The sequence below is a fragment of the Ruegeria sp. SAZD013 genome (genome assembly GCF_059612525.1).
The window spans coordinates 83,310-102,827 of the sequence record NZ_JBXWQT010000001.1 but is presented as its reverse complement, the minus strand read 5'-3'; the positions used below and the strand labels follow the sequence as shown (position 1 = coordinate 102,827).

Genomic DNA, 19,518 nt, shown 5'->3' with positions numbered 1-19,518 from the left:
CAGCAACTCTCCTGCAACTCAAGAGAATTGAATCAGCAGCCAAAGCATCGCTCAAGCAGAGTTTTTCAACAGTATCTTGACATTGTAGCCTTCAGCTTTCGAAACGAGCGGATTGAACCAAGGTGCGATTTCCAGCCCCTTGTCTGATTTACTGATCCCCATTGCACCAGGTAAACGCGGTATCATCTGAAACTTCCTTTCAAATACAACTTTATCGTGCACAGGTCCGACTCGGCGCTGGATACATGCAATACTGTATCAAGACCAGCATTTCGTGCTTGGCCGATCACGACCTGTCGTCTAGGTGTTTGTTATGTTGAAAAGGTTCTTTAAGGCGCTCAGACCGCCTCATCATGAACAGTTGCCGGACCCGGATGCAGAACTTGCTCTGGGTGCTCTGATGGTGCGCGTCGCGCAGGCAGATCGCGATTACAAGCTGGAAGAGATCAGTCTGATCGACAAGATACTGGCCCGTCTGTACCAGCATAACGCGATTGAGGCAGCTAAGGTGCGTGCCACCTGTGAAAAGCTCCATGCTGCGGCACCGGAAACTGATACGTTCGGCAAACTGATCCGGGAAACCACGGATCTGAAAGAGCGGCTGGCAGCCCTTGACGCGTTGTGGGAAATCGTTCTGGCGGATGGCAGTTCGGACGAGGGCGAGATAAAGATCGTCGAAGAAGCCCGCATTGCCATGGGCCTGAGCTACAATGACAGTCAGGCAGCGCGCGAGCGCGTCCAAAGCCGCTTGGATGTGAGTTAAGCGCCCGCTATATCTTACCCATGTTCAGTGACTTTCTTTCCAGGCTCACACAGCCCAAGCCCGACCCGCTTGTCGAAGATGATGCCCGCCTGGCCCTGACGGCCCTGCTGGTGCGTCTGGCACGATCTGACAACGATTATTCTGCCTCCGAAATGTCGCGCATCGACCGCATATCGGCAGAACGATACGGTTTGTCCCCATTCGAAAGCGCGGCTTTGCGCGCCCGTGCCGAAGATCTGGAGACCGAAGCCCCCGACACGGTCCGTTTTACCCGCGCCATCAAGGAAGCAGTCGCTTATGAAAACCGGCTGGCGGTGGTTCAGGCGCTGTGGTCAGTGGCCCTGGCTGATGGCCACCGCACGGGTGAGGAGGACTCGCTGCTGCGTCTGGTTGTCAGCCTGCTGGGGGTCAGCGACGTGGATTCGGCTTTGGCCCGGCAAAAGGCCGCCAAATCTTGATAGCCATGCTTGGCATGTACGACATGCCCGAGGTTCAGGCCGCCAATGGTCGGTTCTGGGGGTTGATTCGCGCGAATCTGGGTTACGGGCCAGAACAGCTGACCCGAGACGCCGATGTTTGGCAGGTTTGGCTTGATCCCGATCTGGTGCTGGCACAGACCTGTGGAATGCCCTATCGCACACGCTTGCATGGTCGTGTTCAACTGGTGGGCACCCCGGATTACGGCCTGCCCGGTTGCCCTGCCGGGCATTATTGCTCGGTCTTTGTGGCGCGGCGCGACGACGACCGCACGCTGGCGGGAATGACTGACGGTATCTTCGCATATAACGAAGCATTGTCCCAATCCGGCTGGGCGGCACCCATCACGTATTTATCCCGGGAGAACCTGTATCCTGCGTCGTTGTTGGAGACAGGCGGTCACGCGCTGTCAGCGCAGGCGGTCTCGGAGGGGAAGGCAGATTTCGCGGCGCTGGATGCGTTGACCTGGATGATGTTGCAAGAACATACCGATCTGGGCGAAAGCCTGCGCGAACTGGCAAAAACCGCTTCTACACCGACCCTGCCCTATATTACCGGACCCGACCAAAACGCGGATCTGGTCGCAGACGCAGTTCGGGCAGCAATAGAAAACCTTGCCGAACACGACCGCAAAACGCTGCACATTCAGGGGCTGATCGACATCCCGGCGGAGGAGTACCTGTCCGTACCGACCCCGCCACCGCCATGCGCCCAGCAGATAATCTGATGGCCAAATTGTCGGGTGCATTTGGTCAATTTGACAGTTTCCGACCCTGAATTTGCGAATTGCGCATTGCATTGAGCAAATTTTTCGGCCCTAGTACCGCACCAACACCACAAACTACTGGACTGCCCGTGACAGAAACCGCTCCCGTCATCGAAATCAAAAACCTTCACAAAAGCTTCGGCAATCTGGAAGTGTTGAAGGGGGTGGATATCACAGCGCATGGCGGCGACGTGGTCTCGTTGATCGGGTCATCGGGGTCAGGAAAATCAACTTTGCTGCGCTGCTGCAATCTGTTGGAAGACAGCCAGCAGGGCGAAATCCTGTTCAAAGGCGAACCTGTCAAATGGTCGGGCGATAGCCATGGGCGCCGCCCCGCGGACCCCAAGCAGGTCCTGCGCATCCGCACTAACCTGTCGATGGTGTTTCAGCAGTTCAATCTGTGGGCGCATATGACCATCCTGCAAAATGTCATGGAAGCCCCCGTGACCGTTCTGGGCCGCGACAAGGCCGAAGTGGCAGACAGCGCGCGCAAATACCTTGAGAAAGTTGGCATTGGCGACAAATGCGACGCCTATCCGGCGCAATTGTCCGGCGGTCAGCAACAGCGCGCCGCTATCGCGCGGGGGCTGTGCATGGAACCACAGGCGCTGTTGTTCGACGAACCGACCTCGGCGCTGGATCCCGAACTGGAACAGGAAGTGATCAAGGTGATCAAGGATCTGGCAGCCGAAGGGCGCACCATGATCATCGTGACTCATGACATGAAAATGGCGGCAGATATCTCGAGCCACGTGGTATTTCTTCATCAGGGCCTGATCGAGGAAGAAGGTTTGCCCGAAGATATCTTTACGTCACCCGAATCCGAGCGGCTTCGGGGCTTTCTCTCCGCCACTCAGGCGGCTTAACTTCAAGAACAGAACCAAAACTGGGGAGTAACCAATGAAAAACCTGATTCTGTCCACTGCGGCCCTGGCGCTGACTGCTGGTATCGCCATGGCCGACACGATCCGCATGGGCACCGAGGGCGCCTACCCTCCGTACAACTTCATCAACGATGCAGGTGAAATCGACGGGTTCGAGCGTGAAGTCGGCGACGAGCTGTGCAAACGCGCCAACCTGGAGTGTGAATGGGTCAAGAACGACTGGGATTCGATCATTCCGAACCTGGTCTCGGGCAACTACGACACCATCATCGCCGGTATGTCGATCACAGCCGAACGTGATGAGGTCATCGACTTTACCCAAGACTATTACCCGCCGACCGCTTCGGCCTATGTTGCGACCTCTGACTCGGCAGACGTAACTGGTGGTGTCGTTGCGGCGCAAACCGCCACGATCCAGGCAGGCCACGTTGCCGAATCCGGTGCAACCCTGGTCGAATTCGCGACCCCGGAAGAAACCATTGCAGCTGTCCGTAACGGCGAAGCCGATGCAGTTCTGGCCGACCGCGACTATCTGGTGCCGCTGGTCGAGGAATCGGGCGGTGAGCTGGTCTTTGTCGGCGATCCGGTTCCGCTGGGCGGCGGCGTCGGCATGGGCCTGCGTGAAAGCGACGGTGAACTGCGCGGCAAGTTCGACGAAGCCATCACTTCGATGAAAGCCGACGGCACGCTGAACGAGATGCTGATCAAGTGGTTCGGTGAAGGCACCGCCACATACGGTACTGACGGTTCGGTCGTCACCAACTAAGACCTGACCAATCCCGGTCCGGTGCCTCGGCACCGGGCCGATTCCGGCCTAGCCGGAACAGACGTTGGAAAGACGCCATATGTTCTCGTACTGCGCTGATCCTGACACGCTGGGCACGTTCCGCTGGTTTTCATGCTACCTGACCAATGGCGTACACTGGTCGTTCTACCTGTCTTTCATCAAGGTTTTGGCCCTGCTGGCTGTGACCGCGCCCGTCGCACTTGGCTTCGGGTTTGCAGGTGCCATGGCGGCGCGCTCGCATTTCCCCCCGCTCAGCTGGCTGGGCAAAGGGTATATCGCGATTGTGCGCGGCGTGCCCGACATTGCGTTTTTCCTGTTTTTCGTCATCGCACTGGATCAGGCGTTCGAGTGGACGCGGCATAAGATATTGTGCCCGGACTGGACCGACCCAATCCGCCAGGGCAATGATTTCCTTGTTTGTCAGGCTGCCAAGCTGCCACTCGGGACCGCGCCTGAATGGATGCATGAAACCTATGGGTTTTTCCTGGCGGTCATCACGTTCTCTATCGTTTTTGGCGCCTTTGCGGCCAATGTCCTGTTCGGGGGGATGCGCGCCGTACCACATGCGCAGCTGGAAACGGCCGAAGCTTATGGTATGAACCGCCGCCAGACCTTCTGGCGCATCCTGGTGCCTCAGATGTGGGTCTACGCGCTGCCCGGCCTGTCCAATCTGTGGATGGTGCTGATCAAGGCGACGCCCCTGCTCTTCCTGCTGGGTGTTGAAGATATCGTGTATTGGGCGCGCGAACTGGGCGGCACCAAAACCTCGAAATTCACGCAATACCCGCATGGCGACTGGCGCATGTGGTATTTCCTGTTCCTGCTGATCTTCTACCTTGGCATGACCCGTTTCTCGGAACTTGGGTTGGAAAAACTGATGCGGCGATTGTCCCACGGACAGGCCACTTCGGGCGGAGAGCTTCTGCGCAAGGAGACCACGGCATGATGATCCGCGTTCAAGACCGCATCCGGGTGCCGCACGCGATTGCACAGCAATCTGATTCGCGCACGCAATCTCCTTTTCAGGGAGCCCGAGCATGAGCTGCATCCAGACCATTCAGGATTACGGCCTGCGTTCGCTTGGCATTGGGGAGCGCCTGCTGCCCAAGACCGATTTCACCCTGTGCGAACAGTTCACCCTGATCGGCTCGGGCATGATCTGGAACATCTATTTCGGCGTCATGGCGCTGACGACCGGGTTCTTTCTGGCCACTGCACTGGCCGTCGGCAAAGCCTCGACCAACAAATGGCTGCGCAAACCTGCCGAATGGTTCATCTTTCTGTTCCGGGGCTCGCCGCTCTTTATCCAGTTCTTCTTTGCCTATTTCTTCTTCCTGTCGCTGAAGAAAACCTATCCACTGTTTGACGCCTTCACCTCGGCTTGGCTCGGCGCACTGATCGTGCTGTTCCTGAACACCGCAGCCTATTCAGGTGAGATTTTTTATGGTGCTCTGCGCTCGATCCCCAAGGGAGATATCGAAGCGGCAGATGCCTATGGTATGTCCGGCTGGTCGCGGTTTCGGCGGATCGTCTGGCCAACCATGTTGCGGCTGGCCTGGCCTGCCTACACGAACGAAGCCATCTTTCTGTTCCACGCCACCACGCTGGTCTTCTTCTCGGCCTTTCCGGCCTGGCAGCAGCGCGGCGACGCGCTCTATTACGCCAGCTATTTCGCGGACAAGACGTTCAACCCGTTTATCCCCTATCCAATTCTGGCGTTCTATTTCATCTTGCTGACATTGGTGATTGTCGGGGGTTTTGGCCTCATAAACAAACGCCTGAACCGCCACCTGCCCACTGCGAAACGGGTGAAAATGCGGTTCAAACTGAACCTGGCGCGCTAAAGATCAGCGCGCCGGACTTTCCGGCGTTCGAGCCTACACTATGTTTGTAATGCGCTTGGCGGTGCGAACACGGACAGTCGATTTTGGGGGAATGGTACCGCCTCCCTGGCTTGAACAGGGGACCTCTGGATCCACAATCCAGCGCTCTAACCAACTGAGCTAAGGCGGCACTTCGTGAGGGGCGATGTACCGAACGCGTCCGGGGAATGCAAGAGGATTAAAGCCGAATTCTCCAGCTTTGTTCGACAAGATCGACCCCAAAGGAATGCACCGGTTTGCTGTCTATCAGTTCCCAGCCAAACGCCCTGTAAAGCGCGCAGGCGGCCGTATGGCTTTCATGGGTCCACAGAACCATTTCCCGATATCCAGCCTCGCGTGCAAAATCTGTACAGGTCTGTAACAGCCGTTTCCCCAACCCAAGTCCGCGCGCCTCGGGGACAAGCAGGAAGAGGCGCAGTTTGGCGGTTGTTTGGTCCACGCGCACGCAGAAGATGCTACCCAATCTTTGTCCAGTCCGTTCAGCAATCCAGCCTTTTTCAAAGGACGGGTCGTTGTCTGCAATGAACTCCTCAAGGATGCGCGCAACCAATGGGGCAAAGCTGTCATCAAATCCTTCGTCGCGCGCATAGAGCAACCCGTGCTGTTCAACCAGCCACGCGGCATCATCGGGGCGAAACGTTCTGAGAACCACTTTATCCATGTCTTATCTGACCGCAAAGGTGACTTGATTCTCAACCCCGTGCGCGTTAGCACGAACGCTCAGGCTCGGAGGCACAGATGGGCATCAATACCGAACGCGATATACAGGCCAACCTGCAAATCGGCCCGACCGATCAGGGGATGGTGCGCTTGTTCATCGAAGCCGACGGCATCGAGATTCCGATGGATTTCGATCCCGAAGAAGCCGAAGAAATCGCAGACGAGATCCGCGCCGCGATACAGGCCGCCCTCGCCGTCAAAGGCTGAGCTTTTTACAAGCGCGGATCGCGCAGTGCATGCAGTCGGCGTGCTGCATCTGTTGCAAATTTCTGGATCATCTTTTTGCGCCGCGCTGGAGCAAGCTTGTCCTCGGGCGCCATGCGCACGATCTCGGCATCATAGGCATCAGCAATGATCAAGCCCGTTTCGTCAGGTAACAGATCGGTCGGAAACTCGGTATCCACGGCCCAGAAGAATCGGTCGCACCATTCCAGATAGCCCTGCCATTTGGCATCCGATTGATAATCGGCACGGCTGGATTTGCATTCGATCACCCAAAGTTCACCTTTGGGACCTAGGCCCATTACATCGACACGTAGACCACGTGCCGGAACGAATTCTTCAACAGAAACAAAACCATGTGCGGCAAGGTGGCGTGCGACGCCACGCGCCAGTTTCTGTCCGGGCTGCAGATCTAAAGTCATGTCAGAAATGTGAACAATTAGGGAACAAAAGTAAAGTGCTGCGTCGCACTTGACATGATACCTTTGGGTGTCGCATTAATATGATACCAAATGGTATCTCTTCCGGGGTTGCTTATGGATAACCGAACTCAAAACGCGTTTCGTGCGCTGGCCGATCCCACACGTAGGGACATTGTGCAATTGCTCTCGTCTCAGGACATGACCATCGGGCAGTTGACAGACCGGTTCGACATGACCCGGGCCGCGGTCAAAAAACATCTGACCGTGCTATCCGACGGCGGCTTGATCACCGTTGAAACCCGCGGCCGCGAACGCATTAACCGTCTTGAACCACAGGGGATGGCCCCCGTTTTGGACTGGCTCAGATATTTTGACCAGTTCTGGGACGATCGCCTCAACTCTCTCAAGGAAGCTGTTGAAAGGAAATCGAAATGACCGATGCAGTTCTGAATAAATCGATCTTTCTGAGGGCCGAGCCGGAAACGGTTTGGGCTTATCTTACAGACCCGGATCGTCTGGCGGAATGGTTCCACAAACCTCGACATACTCTGTCCGCGGGTCAAAAGCTGGAGATGTTTGGCACGACAAGCGGCGACCTGTTGATCTGGGGTGAGGTTCGCGTTGCCAACCCTCCCAAATATCTGGAATACACGTTCACCGTAAAACCGATGGGCGACGCGGTGAGCGTGGTCAAGTGGACCCTGGAACCCGTCGCAGGCGGGACGCGCCTTGACCTGCGGCATGAAGGCCTGCCGCAGGGGGCCGATGCCTTTGGCCTGATCCTGGCGCTGGACAAGGGTTGGGACGAGCACTTTGGCAAGATGCGCACGGCATTGCACGAAACTGTTGATGCCTGACCCCTTGTGCGAACCCGTCATACGCCCTACTTAAGCGCGTGGCGGGTTCTGCCCTTCTTGTGAAAGGTAGCATTCTGGTGGCCTTAAGCAATTCCGAGGGGGCTGGCTCTGTTCAGGTCCTGGCCTGATTACCTGGCGCCCACCTGTATATACAGGTCCTCGGGAATCAAACCACACGGTTGTTTGGTGGTCCCGCCACATTTTCCACGGAAGTTCAGCGCCCTGCGCGGGCTTCCTGCTTTGCAACCGCCGGTTCAAAGCTGTGTACAACAGGTGTCCCCCGGCGCGGGCCTTGCGGCTTTTCTGCCATGCTCATGATCTTGTAGGCGAACTGAACACCGGCAAAGACAATGCCGTTCATGAACCAGATCATCACCAAAGCGATAAAGCCGATTTCCGAACTGGTTATCAGATGGCGCAGGTTTGCGACATTCAGCGCCAACAGAACGCCGACAAACACAGCCGAAATGACAAAGCCCCAGGCAACTTGCGTGATATAAAGGCGGATCAGTTTGGGCATGGCGAACCTCTTTGCGCTATGACATTCAGGTTAGCGCATATTTGGTTCTCGTAAAGGCGTCAGAATGCCTCGGGCTGTGCCTCGCGCGCCATGTGATCCAGCACGGCATTGACGAATTTCGGCTCTTTGCCTTCCGGAAAAAACGCACGCGCCACATCGACGAATTCGGTGATGACAACCTTTGGCGGCGTGTCGCTTTGGGTCAGCTCGGCACCTGCGGCACGGAACACCGCACGAAGGGTCGGATCGATGCGCGCGATCGGCCATTTGGCCACCAACGCACGGTCAGTCATCTGGTCGATGGCCGCCTGATAGTTCACCGCATTGTCAACCAGGGACCTGAAAACCGAGATATCGCCGTCCAGCATCTCCTCGCCCTCATAGACGGCGCCAAACCGGTGATCCAGAAACTCGTTCACGACAGCTTCGGTCGTTTGCCCGGACTGTTCCATCTGGAACAGCGCCTGCACGGCATAAAGCCGGGCGGCGGATTTCATCAGGCGTTTCTGGTTGGCCGGTTTCGGCGCGTCTGTCTTGGTCATGCTGTCGAGGGTCCGTTGCTGTCGCCCGCCACAAGGATGGACTCGGACGGCGGCTTGAAACCAACGCCCTTTTTGGAAGAGCCCCACTTACGGCTGAGCGCGATCAGATGCAAGGCCGCAGCAGCAGCCCCACCCCCTTTATTCATCTTTTTGGGGTTCGCGCGGACTTCGGCCTGCGCGTCATTTTCTACGGTCAGAATGCCGTTACCGATGCACAGGCCCTGCAGGCCCATCAACTGGATGGCCCGGCTGGAGTCGTTGCAAACGGTTTCGTAATGCGTGGTCTCACCGCGAATGACGCAGCCCAGCGCGACATAGCCGTCAAAGTTGCATTGACGGTCGGCCATAGCGATGGCGGTTGGGATTTCCAGCGCGCCGGGTACCTCGACCACTTCGCAGGTGCCACCCGCGGCTTCGATTTCGGCCTTCGCGCCCGTGATCAGGTTATCGGCAATCGCACGATAAAACGGCGCCGCCACGATCAGCAGCTTGACCGGCTTGTCAAATGTCGGTGTCGGCAGAACGCCATGTTCGTCTTGAGCAGCCATGATCAGTCTTCCTTCAGAATCGAACGGGTGCCGACGATGGACAGGCCAAACGCGTCAAGCCCCAGATATACGGTTTGCGGCGAGTCGGTTAGCAGGACCAGTTCCTGAATTCCCATCTTGGACAGGATCTGCGCCCCCAGACCGGTTTGTTTGATGGTGCGCGGCCCCTCGTCACCCGTGGCGTATAGCGAGTTGCGCGGTTGACGGAACAGGCAGACCACGCCCCGTCCTTCTTCAGCAATCTTTTCCATGGCGCGCGGCAGTTCGCGCGAGGATTTCGGACCAAGACCCAGAATATCGGGGGCCTCGTGCAGGGCATGGGTGCGGGTCAACACCGGTTCGGGTGTGGTGATGTCGCCCTTGATCATGACCACATGTTCGATGCCGTGGGTCTGATCGGTGAACAGCCGCATCTCCCACTCGCCGCCATATTCTGACGTCACCATCTGACGCGAGGTTTCGACCACCAGATTGTCATTGCGCGACCGGTAGGCGATCAGGTCACTGATCGTGCCGATCTTCATGTTGTGCTCTTGCGCAAACTCAACCAGATCGGGCAGACGCGCCATGGTGCCGTCGGGTTTCATGATCTCGCAGATCACGCCCGAGGGGTTCAGACCGGCCAGACGCGAGATATCAACGGCAGCCTCGGTATGACCGGCACGCACCAGCACCCCACCCCGCTTGGCGCGCAAGGGGAAGACGTGGCCCGGCGTTGCGATATGGGCCATCGTGTTCTGCTCGTTGATCGCAGTTGCCACGGTCAGCGCACGGTCGGCGGCCGAGATCCCGGTACTGACCCCTTCGCGCGCTTCGATGGACACGGTGAATGCGGTTTCGTGCCGGGACGAGTTGTTCACCGCCATCATCGGCAACCCAAGCGCTTCGACACGTTCTGCTGTCATCGGCAGACAGATAAGGCCACGGCCATGGGTGGCCATAAAGTTAATGGCCTCGGCATCGGCGAACTCGGCAGCAATCACCAGATCGCCCTCGTTTTCGCGATCCTCGTGGTCGACCAGAATATACATCCGGCCCGCACGCGCCTCTTCAATAATGTCTTCGATCGGGCTGATCGCGTCGCGCAGCCGGGCCTCGACCGGGCCGGGTGTCTCAAAGCTCATTGGGCAGCCTTTCGCATGGCATGTTTGAACGGCGGAATAGACCACTGAGGGCACAAAGACCAGTCCACAAACGGCGCAGGTCTGCTCCGACGCGACGTATCGTATCAGGACATCTCGGCCAGACGCGACACATAACGGGCCAGCGTATCGATCTCAAGATTGACCCGGTCACCGACCTGCACGTCACCCCAGGTGGTGACCTCTTTGGTGTGTGGGATGAAGTTGATGCCGAAATCGCAATCTGTCACGTCATTGACCGTCAGGGATGTGCCATTCAGTGCCACCGACCCTTTGGGCGCAATGAACCGTGCAAGATCCTTTGGTGCGCGCAGGGTGACGCGGGTGCTGTCGCCGTCTTCCTTGATCGCGATCACCTCGGCTACGCCATCCACATGGCCCGAGACGATATGACCGCCCAGTTCGTCACCAACCTTCAGGGCACGTTCCAGATTGACACGCTTGCCGACAGTCCATGTGTCGAGATTGGTTTTCGAGACGGTTTCCGCGCTGATCTGGACATCATACCAATCGTCGCCCAGCGCGATCACGGTCAGACACACACCGTCACTGGCAATCGAGGCCCCGATATCGATGCCCGCAGTGTCATAGGCGGTCTTGATCCGCGCGCGCAGGTCACCCTGCTGCTCCAGCTCGGCGACGGTGCCCATGTCGGTGACGATCCCTGTAAACATTCCGTTAACCCTCAGTTTCTAACCTGTGCCTGACTATCACCGTCGAGGTAAGGCCAACGGGCCGCGCGGGCAAGCCCTGCCTTGCCGTACACCGACCAAACGGGCATAGTTTTGGCAACAACAACAATACGAGCAGTTCGGATGCAGCACCCGCCTTTAAGGTCTCATGATCGTGTCTTCCTGTTCCTTCAGGGCCCGCACGGACCTTTTTTCCCGGCCTTGGGGCGTATGTTGCGCGCGACGGGGGCTCGGGTCTGGCGAGTTGGATTCAATGCAGGCGATCAGGCGTTCTGGTTTGACAAAGCAAGTTACATCCCGTTTCAGGACAAACCGGAAAACTGGCCCGCAACACTGTCCTCTTTAATCGCTGAAAAAGCTGTTACGGACATTGTACTATATGGCGACACCAGACCCATACATGCGCGTGCGGTCGAAATCGCACGGTCTTGCGGAGTTACAGTACATGTATTCGAGGAGGGGTATCTGCGCCCCTGGTGGGTGACCTATGAGCGGGACGGGTCAAATGGAAATTCCCGGCTGATGACGCTGGACGTTCAGCAGATGCGTCAGGCCATGGCCCTGTCCGACCGAAAGGCGCCGCCGCCCCCGTCGCATTGGGGAGACATGCGGCATCATATCTTCTATGGCGCCCTTTATCATTGGTTCGTGATGACTCTGAACAGCCGCTACCGAAACTTTCAACCGCACAGGGAATTACCTGTCTCGCAAGAATTCAGATTGTACCTCAAGCGCCTGTTTTTGATGCCTTTTCATCGTCTTCAGCGAAGTGTGGCGACGGCGCGGGTCAGATGGGGCGGATACCCCTACCACCTCGTTCTGTTGCAGCTTGGGCATGACAGCTCGGTGAAAGCTCATTCCAGCTTTTCGGGCATGTGTGAATTTCTTGAGCTGGTAATCGAAGGATTTGCGCAAGGCGCGCCGACCCATCACAGGCTGGTGGTAAAGGAACACCCCCTGGAAAACCATCGCGAACCGTTGCGACGCCGGGCTCGCGAGATTGCCAGAAAACACGGCATCGACGACCGGGTTCATTATGTGCCGGGCGGCAAGCTGGCCAGGTTGCTGGATGAGGCGAATTCGGCCGTCACCGTGAATTCCACCGCCGGACAGCAGGTCCTGTGGCGGGGCATTCCATTGCGCATTTTCGGGCGTTCGGTTTATGACAAACCCGATTTCGTCTCGCAGCAGCCGATCGCGGCGTTTTTTGCCGATCCTTGCCGCCCCGATTCCGAAGCCTATCGCTGTTATCGGCAATTTCTTCTGGAAACCAGTCAGGTACCCGGCGGGTTCTATTCAAGACGAGGGCGCCGTCAGCTGCTGCGCCGCGCCGTGGATATGCTTTTGGACACCAACGATCCCTACCAATCGGTTCTGAATACGAACGAGGCGCGAACGACACAGTTGAAAGTCGTCGAATGAAACGGGTGGTGTGTGACTGGAAGTTAAGCAACTTACCAGCTAATCTGCACGCAACTACAAAAGACTGAGGATATCGGGCGGTGAAAGTCTCTCCTAGGCGATGGATTCGGGGCGTGTCCTTTGTGGCTGCAATTGGCCTGCTGGCCGCGTGCCAGCTGCCAAAATCCGGACCGAACAAATCCGAAATTCTGGCCGGTTCAGTTCAAAAAGGGGGCAACGCATTTGTCGTTGAAGTTGATGACAACGTCACACGCGCGACATCCGCTATTCCTCAGTATGGTTTTTCTTCCTCCTTTAGCAGTGCCCAGACATTGACCGCGGATACCGTCCGCCCTGGCGACGTGCTGGGGCTGACCATCTGGGAAAACGTCGACGATGGCCTTCTGTCCGGCGAAACCGGTCTTGCAACCGCGTTGAATGAGGTTCAGGTCGACAGCGACGGATTTATCTTTGTTCCCTATGCAGGCCGGATTCGGGCTGCGGGAAACACGCCGGAACAGCTGCGCGTTCTGATCACAGACAAGCTTCAGGAGCAAACGCCGGACCCGCAGGTCGAAGTGCGGCGCGTCGCTGGTGACGGGTCCACCGTCTCGCTGACGGGCACGGTTGCCGCGCCGGGCATTTATCCGATTGAACGGCCAACCCGGTCGCTGCTTGGTATGTTGTCCCAGGCAGGCGGAGTCTCGGTCGCGTCTGACATCGCGCTGGTGACCCTGATCCGGGGCGATCAGAAGGGTACCGTCTGGTACGAGGACCTGTTTCGCAACCCCAAGCTGGACGTCGCCCTGCGCGGTGGCGACCGCATTCTGGTGGAAGAGGACAGCAGATCGTATATCGCCCTTGGCGCAACCGGGGGCCAGTCGCGCGTGGCATTTGAAAGCCAGGACCTGTCGGCACTGGAAGCCTTGGCACAGGTCGGTGGTCTGCTGACGCTGTCCTCAGATCCAACGGGTATCTTTATCCTGCGCAAGGAACGTCAGGATGTCGCCCGCAGTATCACCGGACGCGCCGACCTCAAAGGGGATCAGCGCATGATCTACCTGCTGAACCTGACAGCCCCCAACGGCCTGTTCATTGCACGCGATTTCGTGATCCGGGACGATGATACGATCTACGTGACCGAAGCGCCCTATGCACAATGGAGCAAATCGATCTCACTTATCGCAGGCGGTCTGACACCCGTTGCAAACGTTGCCACCCTAACTGGCAATTGATGCATGAGGCCCGATCCCGACACGTCAGCCGGGAGCGGGCAAAATCGGCTGTTCGTCTATAACGGCGGCTTTCTGACCCAGAAACGTCTGAGACGAATCCTGTCGCTTTCGGGTTACGACATTCGTCTGGGATATCCCAAAGACGGCGATTGCGTAGGCGTCTGGGGTAACAGCCCGACAGCACATCGCGGCCTTAAGATCGCCGAAAAACACGCTGCCCCGGTTCTGCGGGTCGAGGACGCCTTTCTCAGATCTCTGCACCCGGGCCGGAATGGCGAGCCCCCTTTGGGGCTGTTGCTGGATCGTTCCGGCCTGCATTTCGATGCCGCCACGCCGTCTGAGCTTGAAACAGTGCTGGCCACGCACCCGCTGGATGACACGGCCCTGCTGAACCGGGCCCGCGCCGCGATCACGCGGATCAGGGAGCTTAACCTCAGCAAGTATTCCGCCTTCGATCTCGATCTTGACCCACCCGATCCGGGTTATGTTTTGGTGATTGATCAGACGGTTGGCGATGCGTCGGTAACAGCAAGCGGAGCGGACCGCGCCCGGTTTCTTGAAATGCTTGTCTTGGCGCAGGAGGAAAACCCCGGCGCGCGTATCCTGATCAAGACGCATCCTGAAACACTGGCTGGTCACCGTCAGGGGCATTTTACCAATCAGGACCTGTCAGACCGGATATCGCAGTTCAGCGACCCGATCAGCCCATGGCCGTTGCTTGAAGGGGCTGTCGCTGTCTATACCGTGTCCTCGCAACTGGGGTTTGAGGCAATTCTGGCTGGCCACAAACCGCGTGTTTTCGGCCAACCTTTCTATGCAGGATGGGGCCTGACGCAGGATGACCGCCCCGTTCCGCGTCGTCAGCGCAGCCTAACACGGGCACAATTGTTCGCGGCCGCCATGCTGCTTTACCCGACTTGGTACGATCCCTATCGCGATCAGCTGTGCGAGCTGGAAACGGTACTGGACACGTTAGAGGCACAGACCCGCGCCTGGCGACAGGACAAAAACGGCTGGACGGCATCCGGGATGCGCTTGTGGAAACGCAGGCATTTGCAACAGTTTTTCGGGCAACATGGAAAGCTGAGCTTCACGGCAACTCAACCCGGCACACCGGACCGCCCCCACATGGTCTGGGCCAGCCAGGCAAGGAACACCGAAGGGGCGGTTCGGGTCGAAGACGGGTTCCTGCGTTCACGCGGGCTTGGGGCGGCACTGGTCCCGCCACTGTCGCTGGTGACGGACGAATTCGGTATCTATTACGACCCGACAAAACCCAGCCAGTTGGAAGAGTTGATCACTTCGCGTGAAACGTTGAGGCCGGATCAGGACCTGCGCGCAGAGCGTCTTATCGAGAACCTCTTGGCCGCAGGCTTGAGCAAATACAATACCGGCAATCCCACCAGCCCCCTGCCCGAAGGCCATCGTATTCTTGTGCCCGGACAGGTCGAGGACGATGCCTCGATCCTGTTGGGTACCAGCGCGGTTCGCAACAATCTGGACCTGCTGAAAGCTGCGCGGGACGCCAATCCCGACGCGATCCTGATTTACAAACCCCACCCCGATGTCGAAGCGAGTTTGCGCGAAGGCAGGATCGATGCCGAGGCAATTGCCGACATCGTCGCAACCCAAACAGACCCCGCATCATTGTTGCTGCACGTGCAGGAAGTATGGACCATGACGTCGCTTCTGGGGTTCGAAGCTTTGCTGCGCGGCGTGAAGGTTACAACTCTGGGCGCGCCCTTTTATGCGGGTTGGGGGCTGACCACGGATCTGGGGGCTGTTCCTGCCCGGCGTGGTGCGCGACCGACGTTGATGGGCCTCGTCCATGCCACCCTGATTGATTACCCTCGCTATTTCGACCCGGTCACGGGGCAACCCTGCCCCGTCGAGGTTGCCGTTGAACGTCTGGCGCAGGGCACTTGTGCCCCGACCGGTCCCTTCAATCGTGTTCTGTCAAAACTTCAGGGCGTGTTTGCGACACATGCGCACTTGTGGCGCTAAACCTAGTCAGACGCCCTGCGCCAACGGTGCAGGATATCCCCACCCACCCTATTGGTTTCCATCAGCTCGAATCTTGGCGCCGCGTCCAGCGTCGTTAACCCCAATGTTCCAACTGCCGCCAGCCCCTCGGCACCGATGGTCAATCCGGCAGTAAATCCGACCAGTTCATCCACCAGATCCTCTGCCAGCAGTGACGCCGCCACCGCCGCCCCCCCTTCGCAGAAGACGCTGGTCAGACCGGCTTGCCCCAACTGATGGAGCAGATCGACCGCGTCAATCTGATGATCTTTCAACGCGCATGGGATCAGCCTTGCGCCCAGTCCTTCCCAGGCTTTCGCGCGCTCGGCGTCCGGGTGATGCGCATGGCAGAGCCAGACAGGTGTCTTTGATGCTGTGCGGGCCAAATGTCCCATCAGGGATATGTCCATATGGCGCGAAACGACAACGCGCACCGGTTGATGTTCAACGCCAAGATCCCGAACCGTCAGTGACGGATCGTCGGCCCGCGCAGTACCCGCTCCGACCATCACCGCATCGTGACGCGCACGCATGGCATGGACAACACGACGCGCCTGTGGCCCGGTAATCCATTGGCTGTGTCCGGTCGAGGTTGCGATCCGCCCATCAAAACTGCTGGCCAGCTTGAGGGTCACGAAAGGTCGGCCTTGTTCCGTCTTCAGGAAGAAGCCTTCCAGATCACGTTCCGCCTGCTCTGCGAGGACACCTGTTACGACCTTAATTCCGGCCTCGCGCAACTTGGCAAAGCCCTGCCCTGCGACGCGCGGATCACTGTCTTCCACGGCGGCCACGACACGGGCGACACCCGCAGCAATCAAAGCCTCGGCACAGGGGGGTGTCTTGCCGTGATGGGCGCAGGGTTCCAAAGTTACATAGGCGGTCGCACCGTGCGCGGCCTGCCCGGCTTGCGCCAAAGCCTCGGTCTCGGCATGGGGGCGACCGCCCGGCTGGGTCCAACCGCGCCCGACAATCCGGCCTTTGCGCACGATAACACAACCCACTGCAGGGTTTGGCCAGCACATCCCCTGGCCGCGCCGCCCCAGTGACAGGGCCAGCGCCATGAATCGCTTATCTGTTTCGCTCACTCGTCCGTCGGTGGCTGCGGCGGGCGCAGTTCGTGGACAAACTCCTCAAAATCATCGGCCGCCTGGAAATTCTTGTACACACTCGCAAAGCGAACATAAGCGACGGTATCGATCCGCGCCAGAGCTTCCATGACGATCTCGCCGATCTTGTGGGACGGGATATCCGTATCGCCCATGCTTTCCAGCCGACGTACGATACCCGATATCATCTGATCGATCCGCTCGGGATCAACTGGCCGTTTCTGCATCGAGATACGGATCGAACGTTCCAGTTTATCGCGATCGAAATCCTCGCGCTTCCCATTGGTCTTTATGACAACCAAATCACGCAGTTGCACACGTTCATAGGTCGTGAACCGCCCGCCACAGGCCGGGCAGAACCGGCGTCGGCGGATTGCCACGTGATCCTCTGCCGGACGTGAATCTTTTACCTGAGTATCGATATTTCCGCAAAACGGGCAGCGCATCCGCCGTCTCCTCGTCCCTTGTTCCGCCTCTTTTTGTAAGCGCTGCGACTTACTTATCCACAACTATAGGGCAGCAACTAGGATTTGGGTAGTCGGAAATTTCAACCGCTAGATAAAGGGTCAGGCCAGGTGCGCTGCAATCCGTCTCTGGTGTGGTGCCGTGCGGTGTTCAAACAGATATATCCCCTGCCATGTTCCAAGGCATGGGCGACCCTGCGACACAGGTATCGACAAGGATACAGGCAACAGCGCAGCTTTTATATGCGCGGGCATGTCATCGGGGCCTTCATAAGTATGCCTTAGATACGACATTGACGGGTGATTGGATGGCGGCACCAGCCTTTCGAAGAACGCCCGAAGGTCGGTTTGAACTTCGGGATCCGCGTTTTCCTGAATAAGCAACGAACAGGAGGTGTGGCGAACGAAAAGCGTCAGTAAGCCATCCGTCGCCACCTGCCCCAGCCAATGCGTCAACTCGGCCGTGAACTCGTAAAGACCTGAACCTTGGGTCTGTATTACAAATTCAGTCTGCATTCACGGTGTCTCGCCGTTTTGTCAGTCGTTAAAGAACGGTCGATAGTTACACCTGGCATTCGCGCCTTGTACAGACATGCTGTACCCCGGCTGAAAACCAACCGAAACAAAGCTGCTTGGCTGCGCACCGACATTCTGTGGCGGCTTGATCGAAAACTGAACCGCTGTTTTACGCCCTGTGGTGACGCTTGGCCCATACCCGCGCAACACGTAGATCGGATCGCGCCAGCCCGCGCCCAAAGTACGCCGTGCATAATCCGCTGCCGCGCACCAGTATCCTTCGGTACGCTGGTCGCCGCGCGGAATAACCTCGAAGTCAGTGGCGTTTATCGGCTCGGTCCGGTACCCGTGCGGCGCTGCGTCAGCAGCCATGGGAATGCTGAACGCCAGGGCGGCAATCGCGGCAAATGTCCGTGTATGTTTCATTGTCATTACTTCCCTGATTGTGTGTGTCAAAAAGGTTAGGCCATTAGCTTCGTCGGCACAGGGTCGCTCACGTTCTGTTTAATCTGTCTCGTGCGATACGTGAACCGGCGTGAGCCATCCCTGATACCTGATCAACATTCCCAGTCCCGGCGCGCCAGCAGACACATCAAACCGAAAGCGCCCCGTTTTGTCCTGCCATTCGCGCGTTCTTGATCGCGGCAAGGTAAAAGCTGGCATCGGAATACCAAACACGGTCAGGCGGAGGATTTTGATATCCATTCCGTTTTCCCGCCAAATGGGCTTTAACCAGATTGAGATCGAGCCGAAAGATTCCCGAACACACTCTCTTTTCGTATCATATTTCAGAGTTGATCGGGTTTTGTGGCCCGCGAAATTCCGGTCCCATGACCAGAATTCGCCATTTGCACCAATGTGCAGAGAAACGGGGACGTCTTTGCCGCTTCGCGGAAATCCGGCCAGACGTGTTGCAAGGGCAACCCATAGCCCTTTGCCACGTTCGATGTCGCAGCGCCCCGTAAAGTAGCCCTCGCTCGTGTGCAGAACTCGAACCGCCCTTGGCAACCTTTCGGTCGATCCTATCGCCTTAAGAAAGGGATCTCCCATCGCTAGTACCCGTTTTCGGCAAAACGAGCCCTGATATCGGGACAGGGAACCAGACATGTCTTGGAACGCCCAAAGAACGCGTATCTGTTTCGTGCGATCAAGCGATAGGCCGGATCCTTGATGGGCCGAGGCAGAAACCGGCATATTGATAACAGCGACCACGGAGCGCGCAACTGTCGCATCGCCTCAGAAAATGCATCCAGATGCTGAAAAACAGCGCCATCCACGACCACCAGATTGGTTTGAAAATCCTGTGTGGGAAGGCCGAGATCTCGGTACAGTTTTTGCCCAAGCGGGGACTGCGCCGTGGCAAATTGGAAAACATGGCGCCGGTCACGTTTCAGCATAAACTGGAAAAACCCCGAACACAGCACGCATTCGCCGTCAAACACAATCAGGTTTTGGTCATAAACCCCTGTATTCTCAAAAACATCTTTCAAGGTTTTTCACCGGTATTTTTGAATTAAAGCCAGCCTGACAAAACCACCTGAGCGAAGCA

Annotated in this window: 27 protein-coding genes and 1 tRNA gene; 13 read left to right on the top strand and 15 right to left on the bottom strand. The window is 57.7% G+C overall.

Going from position 1 to position 19,518, the window contains the following annotated elements; genetic code table 11:
* Positions 1–51: 51 nt before the first annotated feature.
* Positions 52–186: a hypothetical protein gene (locus tag AC2FLU_RS00515; RefSeq protein WP_496808159.1), complete on the bottom strand. Its 135-nt coding sequence runs from the start codon at positions 184–186 to the stop codon at positions 52–54.
* Between the two features lie 127 nt (positions 187–313).
* Here AC2FLU_RS00515 and AC2FLU_RS00510 point away from each other — a divergent pair, with 127 nt between their 5' ends.
* The 7 genes from AC2FLU_RS00510 (at position 314) to AC2FLU_RS00480 (ending at position 5,521) form a co-directional block, all read left to right on the top strand.
* The gene (locus AC2FLU_RS00510; RefSeq protein WP_209504295.1) at positions 314–763 is read left to right on the top strand and encodes a tellurite resistance TerB family protein; all 450 of its coding nucleotides are present in this window, start codon (positions 314–316) and stop codon (positions 761–763) included.
* Between the two features lie 20 nt (positions 764–783).
* A complete protein-coding gene (locus AC2FLU_RS00505) occupies positions 784–1,221 on the top strand; it encodes a tellurite resistance TerB family protein (protein ID WP_480554645.1) in 438 nt (145 codons plus the stop codon).
* Positions 1,218–1,967, top strand: coding sequence for a phosphate/phosphite/phosphonate ABC transporter substrate-binding protein (locus AC2FLU_RS00500; protein WP_480554644.1), 750 nt, complete (start codon positions 1,218–1,220; stop codon positions 1,965–1,967). Before AC2FLU_RS00505 ends, AC2FLU_RS00500 begins: the two co-directional genes overlap by 4 nt.
* A 128-nt stretch (positions 1,968–2,095) precedes the next feature.
* Positions 2,096–2,872, top strand: a complete 777-nt coding sequence (locus tag AC2FLU_RS00495; protein ID WP_496808160.1) for an ABC transporter ATP-binding protein — start codon at positions 2,096–2,098, stop codon at positions 2,870–2,872.
* A 34-nt stretch (positions 2,873–2,906) separates the two neighbouring features.
* Positions 2,907–3,656, top strand: coding sequence for a transporter substrate-binding domain-containing protein (locus tag AC2FLU_RS00490; protein WP_480476444.1), 750 nt, complete (start codon positions 2,907–2,909; stop codon positions 3,654–3,656).
* A 79-nt stretch (positions 3,657–3,735) separates the two neighbouring features.
* Positions 3,736–4,623, top strand: a complete 888-nt coding sequence (locus tag AC2FLU_RS00485; protein WP_480517728.1) for an ABC transporter permease — start codon at positions 3,736–3,738, stop codon at positions 4,621–4,623.
* Positions 4,624–4,714: 91 nt separating this feature from the next.
* Positions 4,715–5,521 carry an ABC transporter permease gene (locus tag AC2FLU_RS00480; RefSeq protein ID WP_480554643.1) on the top strand — a complete coding sequence of 269 codons (807 nt, stop codon included), beginning with the start codon at positions 4,715–4,717 and terminating at the stop codon, positions 5,519–5,521.
* A 92-nt stretch (positions 5,522–5,613) separates the two neighbouring features.
* On the opposite strand, the gene AC2FLU_RS00475 is transcribed toward AC2FLU_RS00480, so the two are convergent.
* Together AC2FLU_RS00475 and AC2FLU_RS00470 are read right to left on the bottom strand one after the other, a co-directional pair.
* Positions 5,614–5,690: transfer RNA gene (locus AC2FLU_RS00475), tRNA-His, on the bottom strand.
* A gap of 48 nt (positions 5,691–5,738) precedes the next feature.
* Positions 5,739–6,221, bottom strand: a complete 483-nt coding sequence (locus AC2FLU_RS00470) for a GNAT family N-acetyltransferase (RefSeq protein WP_480554642.1) — start codon at positions 6,219–6,221, stop codon at positions 5,739–5,741.
* Between the two features lie 77 nt (positions 6,222–6,298).
* On the opposite strand from AC2FLU_RS00470, the gene AC2FLU_RS00465 reads away from it, so the two are divergent.
* Positions 6,299–6,487 (top strand): DUF6324 family protein, encoded by a 189-nt coding sequence (locus AC2FLU_RS00465; RefSeq protein WP_117869403.1) that lies wholly within the window; start codon positions 6,299–6,301, stop codon positions 6,485–6,487.
* Positions 6,488–6,492: 5 nt separating this feature from the next.
* Here AC2FLU_RS00465 and AC2FLU_RS00460 read toward each other — a convergent pair whose 3' ends face one another.
* Positions 6,493–6,924, bottom strand: a complete 432-nt coding sequence (locus tag AC2FLU_RS00460) for an MmcB family DNA repair protein (protein WP_480554641.1) — start codon at positions 6,922–6,924, stop codon at positions 6,493–6,495.
* Between the two features lie 114 nt (positions 6,925–7,038).
* Between AC2FLU_RS00460 and AC2FLU_RS00455 the strand changes: the two genes are divergently transcribed.
* A complete protein-coding gene (locus tag AC2FLU_RS00455) occupies positions 7,039–7,359 on the top strand; it encodes an ArsR/SmtB family transcription factor (protein WP_480476940.1) in 321 nt (106 codons plus the stop codon).
* Complete coding sequence (locus tag AC2FLU_RS00450; protein WP_480476436.1) at positions 7,356–7,781, top strand: SRPBCC family protein; 426 nt, start codon at positions 7,356–7,358, stop codon at positions 7,779–7,781. The genes AC2FLU_RS00455 and AC2FLU_RS00450 overlap by 4 nt, the downstream gene beginning before the upstream one ends.
* A 214-nt stretch (positions 7,782–7,995) precedes the next feature.
* Here AC2FLU_RS00450 and AC2FLU_RS00445 read toward each other — a convergent pair whose 3' ends face one another.
* The 5 genes from AC2FLU_RS00445 to AC2FLU_RS00425 form a co-directional block, all read right to left on the bottom strand.
* Positions 7,996–8,301 (bottom strand): hypothetical protein, encoded by a 306-nt coding sequence (locus AC2FLU_RS00445; protein WP_480476434.1) that lies wholly within the window; start codon positions 8,299–8,301, stop codon positions 7,996–7,998.
* A gap of 59 nt (positions 8,302–8,360) precedes the next feature.
* The gene (gene nusB / locus AC2FLU_RS00440) at positions 8,361–8,843 is read right to left on the bottom strand and encodes a transcription antitermination factor NusB (RefSeq protein WP_209504306.1); all 483 of its coding nucleotides are present in this window, start codon (positions 8,841–8,843) and stop codon (positions 8,361–8,363) included.
* Complete coding sequence (locus AC2FLU_RS00435; protein WP_209504307.1) at positions 8,840–9,391, bottom strand: 6,7-dimethyl-8-ribityllumazine synthase; 552 nt, start codon at positions 9,389–9,391, stop codon at positions 8,840–8,842. The genes nusB and AC2FLU_RS00435 overlap by 4 nt, the downstream gene beginning before the upstream one ends.
* 2 nt (positions 9,392–9,393) lie before the next feature.
* Positions 9,394–10,515 carry a 3,4-dihydroxy-2-butanone-4-phosphate synthase gene (gene ribB, locus AC2FLU_RS00430; RefSeq protein ID WP_209504308.1) on the bottom strand — a complete coding sequence of 374 codons (1,122 nt, stop codon included), beginning with the start codon at positions 10,513–10,515 and terminating at the stop codon, positions 9,394–9,396.
* Between the two features lie 104 nt (positions 10,516–10,619).
* On the bottom strand, positions 10,620–11,207 hold the full coding sequence (locus tag AC2FLU_RS00425; RefSeq protein WP_480476428.1) for a riboflavin synthase: 588 nt from the start codon (positions 11,205–11,207) through the stop codon (positions 10,620–10,622).
* A 141-nt stretch (positions 11,208–11,348) separates the two neighbouring features.
* On the opposite strand from AC2FLU_RS00425, the gene AC2FLU_RS00420 reads away from it, so the two are divergent.
* The 3 genes from AC2FLU_RS00420 (at position 11,349) to AC2FLU_RS00410 (ending at position 15,865) form a co-directional block, all read left to right on the top strand.
* On the top strand, positions 11,349–12,647 hold the full coding sequence (locus tag AC2FLU_RS00420; RefSeq protein WP_480554637.1) for a capsule polysaccharide biogenesis protein: 1,299 nt from the start codon (positions 11,349–11,351) through the stop codon (positions 12,645–12,647).
* Between the two features lie 80 nt (positions 12,648–12,727).
* On the top strand, positions 12,728–13,861 hold the full coding sequence (locus tag AC2FLU_RS00415; RefSeq protein WP_480622381.1) for a polysaccharide biosynthesis/export family protein: 1,134 nt from the start codon (positions 12,728–12,730) through the stop codon (positions 13,859–13,861).
* A gap of 3 nt (positions 13,862–13,864) precedes the next feature.
* Positions 13,865–15,865 carry a capsule polysaccharide biogenesis protein gene (locus AC2FLU_RS00410; protein ID WP_496808161.1) on the top strand — a complete coding sequence of 667 codons (2,001 nt, stop codon included), beginning with the start codon at positions 13,865–13,867 and terminating at the stop codon, positions 15,863–15,865.
* A gap of 2 nt (positions 15,866–15,867) precedes the next feature.
* On the opposite strand, the gene ribD is transcribed toward AC2FLU_RS00410, so the two are convergent.
* From ribD to AC2FLU_RS00380, 6 genes are all read right to left on the bottom strand, one after another.
* Positions 15,868–16,968, bottom strand: coding sequence for a bifunctional diaminohydroxyphosphoribosylaminopyrimidine deaminase/5-amino-6-(5-phosphoribosylamino)uracil reductase RibD (gene ribD / locus AC2FLU_RS00405; protein WP_496808162.1), 1,101 nt, complete (start codon positions 16,966–16,968; stop codon positions 15,868–15,870).
* The gene (gene nrdR, locus AC2FLU_RS00400) at positions 16,965–17,435 is read right to left on the bottom strand and encodes a transcriptional regulator NrdR (protein ID WP_267367325.1); all 471 of its coding nucleotides are present in this window, start codon (positions 17,433–17,435) and stop codon (positions 16,965–16,967) included. Before nrdR ends, ribD begins: the two co-directional genes overlap by 4 nt.
* A 120-nt stretch (positions 17,436–17,555) precedes the next feature.
* A complete protein-coding gene (locus tag AC2FLU_RS00395; protein ID WP_480476418.1) occupies positions 17,556–17,969 on the bottom strand; it encodes a secondary thiamine-phosphate synthase enzyme YjbQ in 414 nt (137 codons plus the stop codon).
* Between the two features lie 21 nt (positions 17,970–17,990).
* Positions 17,991–18,395, bottom strand: coding sequence for a hypothetical protein (locus tag AC2FLU_RS00390; protein WP_480476416.1), 405 nt, complete (start codon positions 18,393–18,395; stop codon positions 17,991–17,993).
* A gap of 78 nt (positions 18,396–18,473) precedes the next feature.
* Positions 18,474–19,019: a DUF4166 domain-containing protein gene (locus AC2FLU_RS00385; protein ID WP_480516541.1), complete on the bottom strand. Its 546-nt coding sequence runs from the start codon at positions 19,017–19,019 to the stop codon at positions 18,474–18,476.
* A gap of 2 nt (positions 19,020–19,021) precedes the next feature.
* The gene (locus AC2FLU_RS00380; RefSeq protein WP_496808164.1) at positions 19,022–19,459 is read right to left on the bottom strand and encodes a thiol-disulfide oxidoreductase DCC family protein; all 438 of its coding nucleotides are present in this window, start codon (positions 19,457–19,459) and stop codon (positions 19,022–19,024) included.
* Positions 19,460–19,518 lie beyond the last annotated feature (59 nt).

Bases quoted from the DNA above. Each gene is read 5' to 3' on its own strand.
- AC2FLU_RS00515 (WP_496808159.1), bottom strand. From the start codon at position 186: ATGATACCGCGTTTACCTGGTGCAATGGGGATCAGTAAATCAGACAAG.
- AC2FLU_RS00510 (WP_209504295.1), top strand. From the start codon at position 314: ATGTTGAAAAGGTTCTTTAAGGCGCTCAGACCGCCTCATCATGAACAG.
- AC2FLU_RS00505 (WP_480554645.1), top strand. From the start codon at position 784: ATGTTCAGTGACTTTCTTTCCAGGCTCACACAGCCCAAGCCCGACCCG.
- AC2FLU_RS00490 (WP_480476444.1), top strand. From the start codon at position 2,907: ATGAAAAACCTGATTCTGTCCACTGCGGCCCTGGCGCTGACTGCTGGT.
- AC2FLU_RS00485 (WP_480517728.1), top strand. From the start codon at position 3,736: ATGTTCTCGTACTGCGCTGATCCTGACACGCTGGGCACGTTCCGCTGG.
- AC2FLU_RS00480 (WP_480554643.1), top strand. From the start codon at position 4,715: ATGAGCTGCATCCAGACCATTCAGGATTACGGCCTGCGTTCGCTTGGC.
- AC2FLU_RS00470 (WP_480554642.1), bottom strand. From the start codon at position 6,221: ATGGATAAAGTGGTTCTCAGAACGTTTCGCCCCGATGATGCCGCGTGG.
- AC2FLU_RS00465 (WP_117869403.1), top strand. From the start codon at position 6,299: ATGGGCATCAATACCGAACGCGATATACAGGCCAACCTGCAAATCGGC.
- AC2FLU_RS00460 (WP_480554641.1), bottom strand. From the start codon at position 6,924: ATGACTTTAGATCTGCAGCCCGGACAGAAACTGGCGCGTGGCGTCGCA.
- AC2FLU_RS00455 (WP_480476940.1), top strand. From the start codon at position 7,039: ATGGATAACCGAACTCAAAACGCGTTTCGTGCGCTGGCCGATCCCACA.
- AC2FLU_RS00450 (WP_480476436.1), top strand. From the start codon at position 7,356: ATGACCGATGCAGTTCTGAATAAATCGATCTTTCTGAGGGCCGAGCCG.
- AC2FLU_RS00445 (WP_480476434.1), bottom strand. From the start codon at position 8,301: ATGCCCAAACTGATCCGCCTTTATATCACGCAAGTTGCCTGGGGCTTT.
- nusB (WP_209504306.1), bottom strand. From the start codon at position 8,843: ATGACCAAGACAGACGCGCCGAAACCGGCCAACCAGAAACGCCTGATG.
- AC2FLU_RS00435 (WP_209504307.1), bottom strand. From the start codon at position 9,391: ATGGCTGCTCAAGACGAACATGGCGTTCTGCCGACACCGACATTTGAC.
- ribB (WP_209504308.1), bottom strand. From the start codon at position 10,515: ATGAGCTTTGAGACACCCGGCCCGGTCGAGGCCCGGCTGCGCGACGCG.
- AC2FLU_RS00425 (WP_480476428.1), bottom strand. From the start codon at position 11,207: ATGTTTACAGGGATCGTCACCGACATGGGCACCGTCGCCGAGCTGGAG.
- AC2FLU_RS00420 (WP_480554637.1), top strand. From the start codon at position 11,349: ATGCAGCACCCGCCTTTAAGGTCTCATGATCGTGTCTTCCTGTTCCTT.
- AC2FLU_RS00410 (WP_496808161.1), top strand. From the start codon at position 13,865: ATGAGGCCCGATCCCGACACGTCAGCCGGGAGCGGGCAAAATCGGCTG.
- nrdR (WP_267367325.1), bottom strand. From the start codon at position 17,435: ATGCGCTGCCCGTTTTGCGGAAATATCGATACTCAGGTAAAAGATTCA.
- AC2FLU_RS00395 (WP_480476418.1), bottom strand. From the start codon at position 17,969: ATGCAGACTGAATTTGTAATACAGACCCAAGGTTCAGGTCTTTACGAG.
- AC2FLU_RS00390 (WP_480476416.1), bottom strand. From the start codon at position 18,395: ATGAAACATACACGGACATTTGCCGCGATTGCCGCCCTGGCGTTCAGC.
- AC2FLU_RS00385 (WP_480516541.1), bottom strand. From the start codon at position 19,019: ATGGGAGATCCCTTTCTTAAGGCGATAGGATCGACCGAAAGGTTGCCA.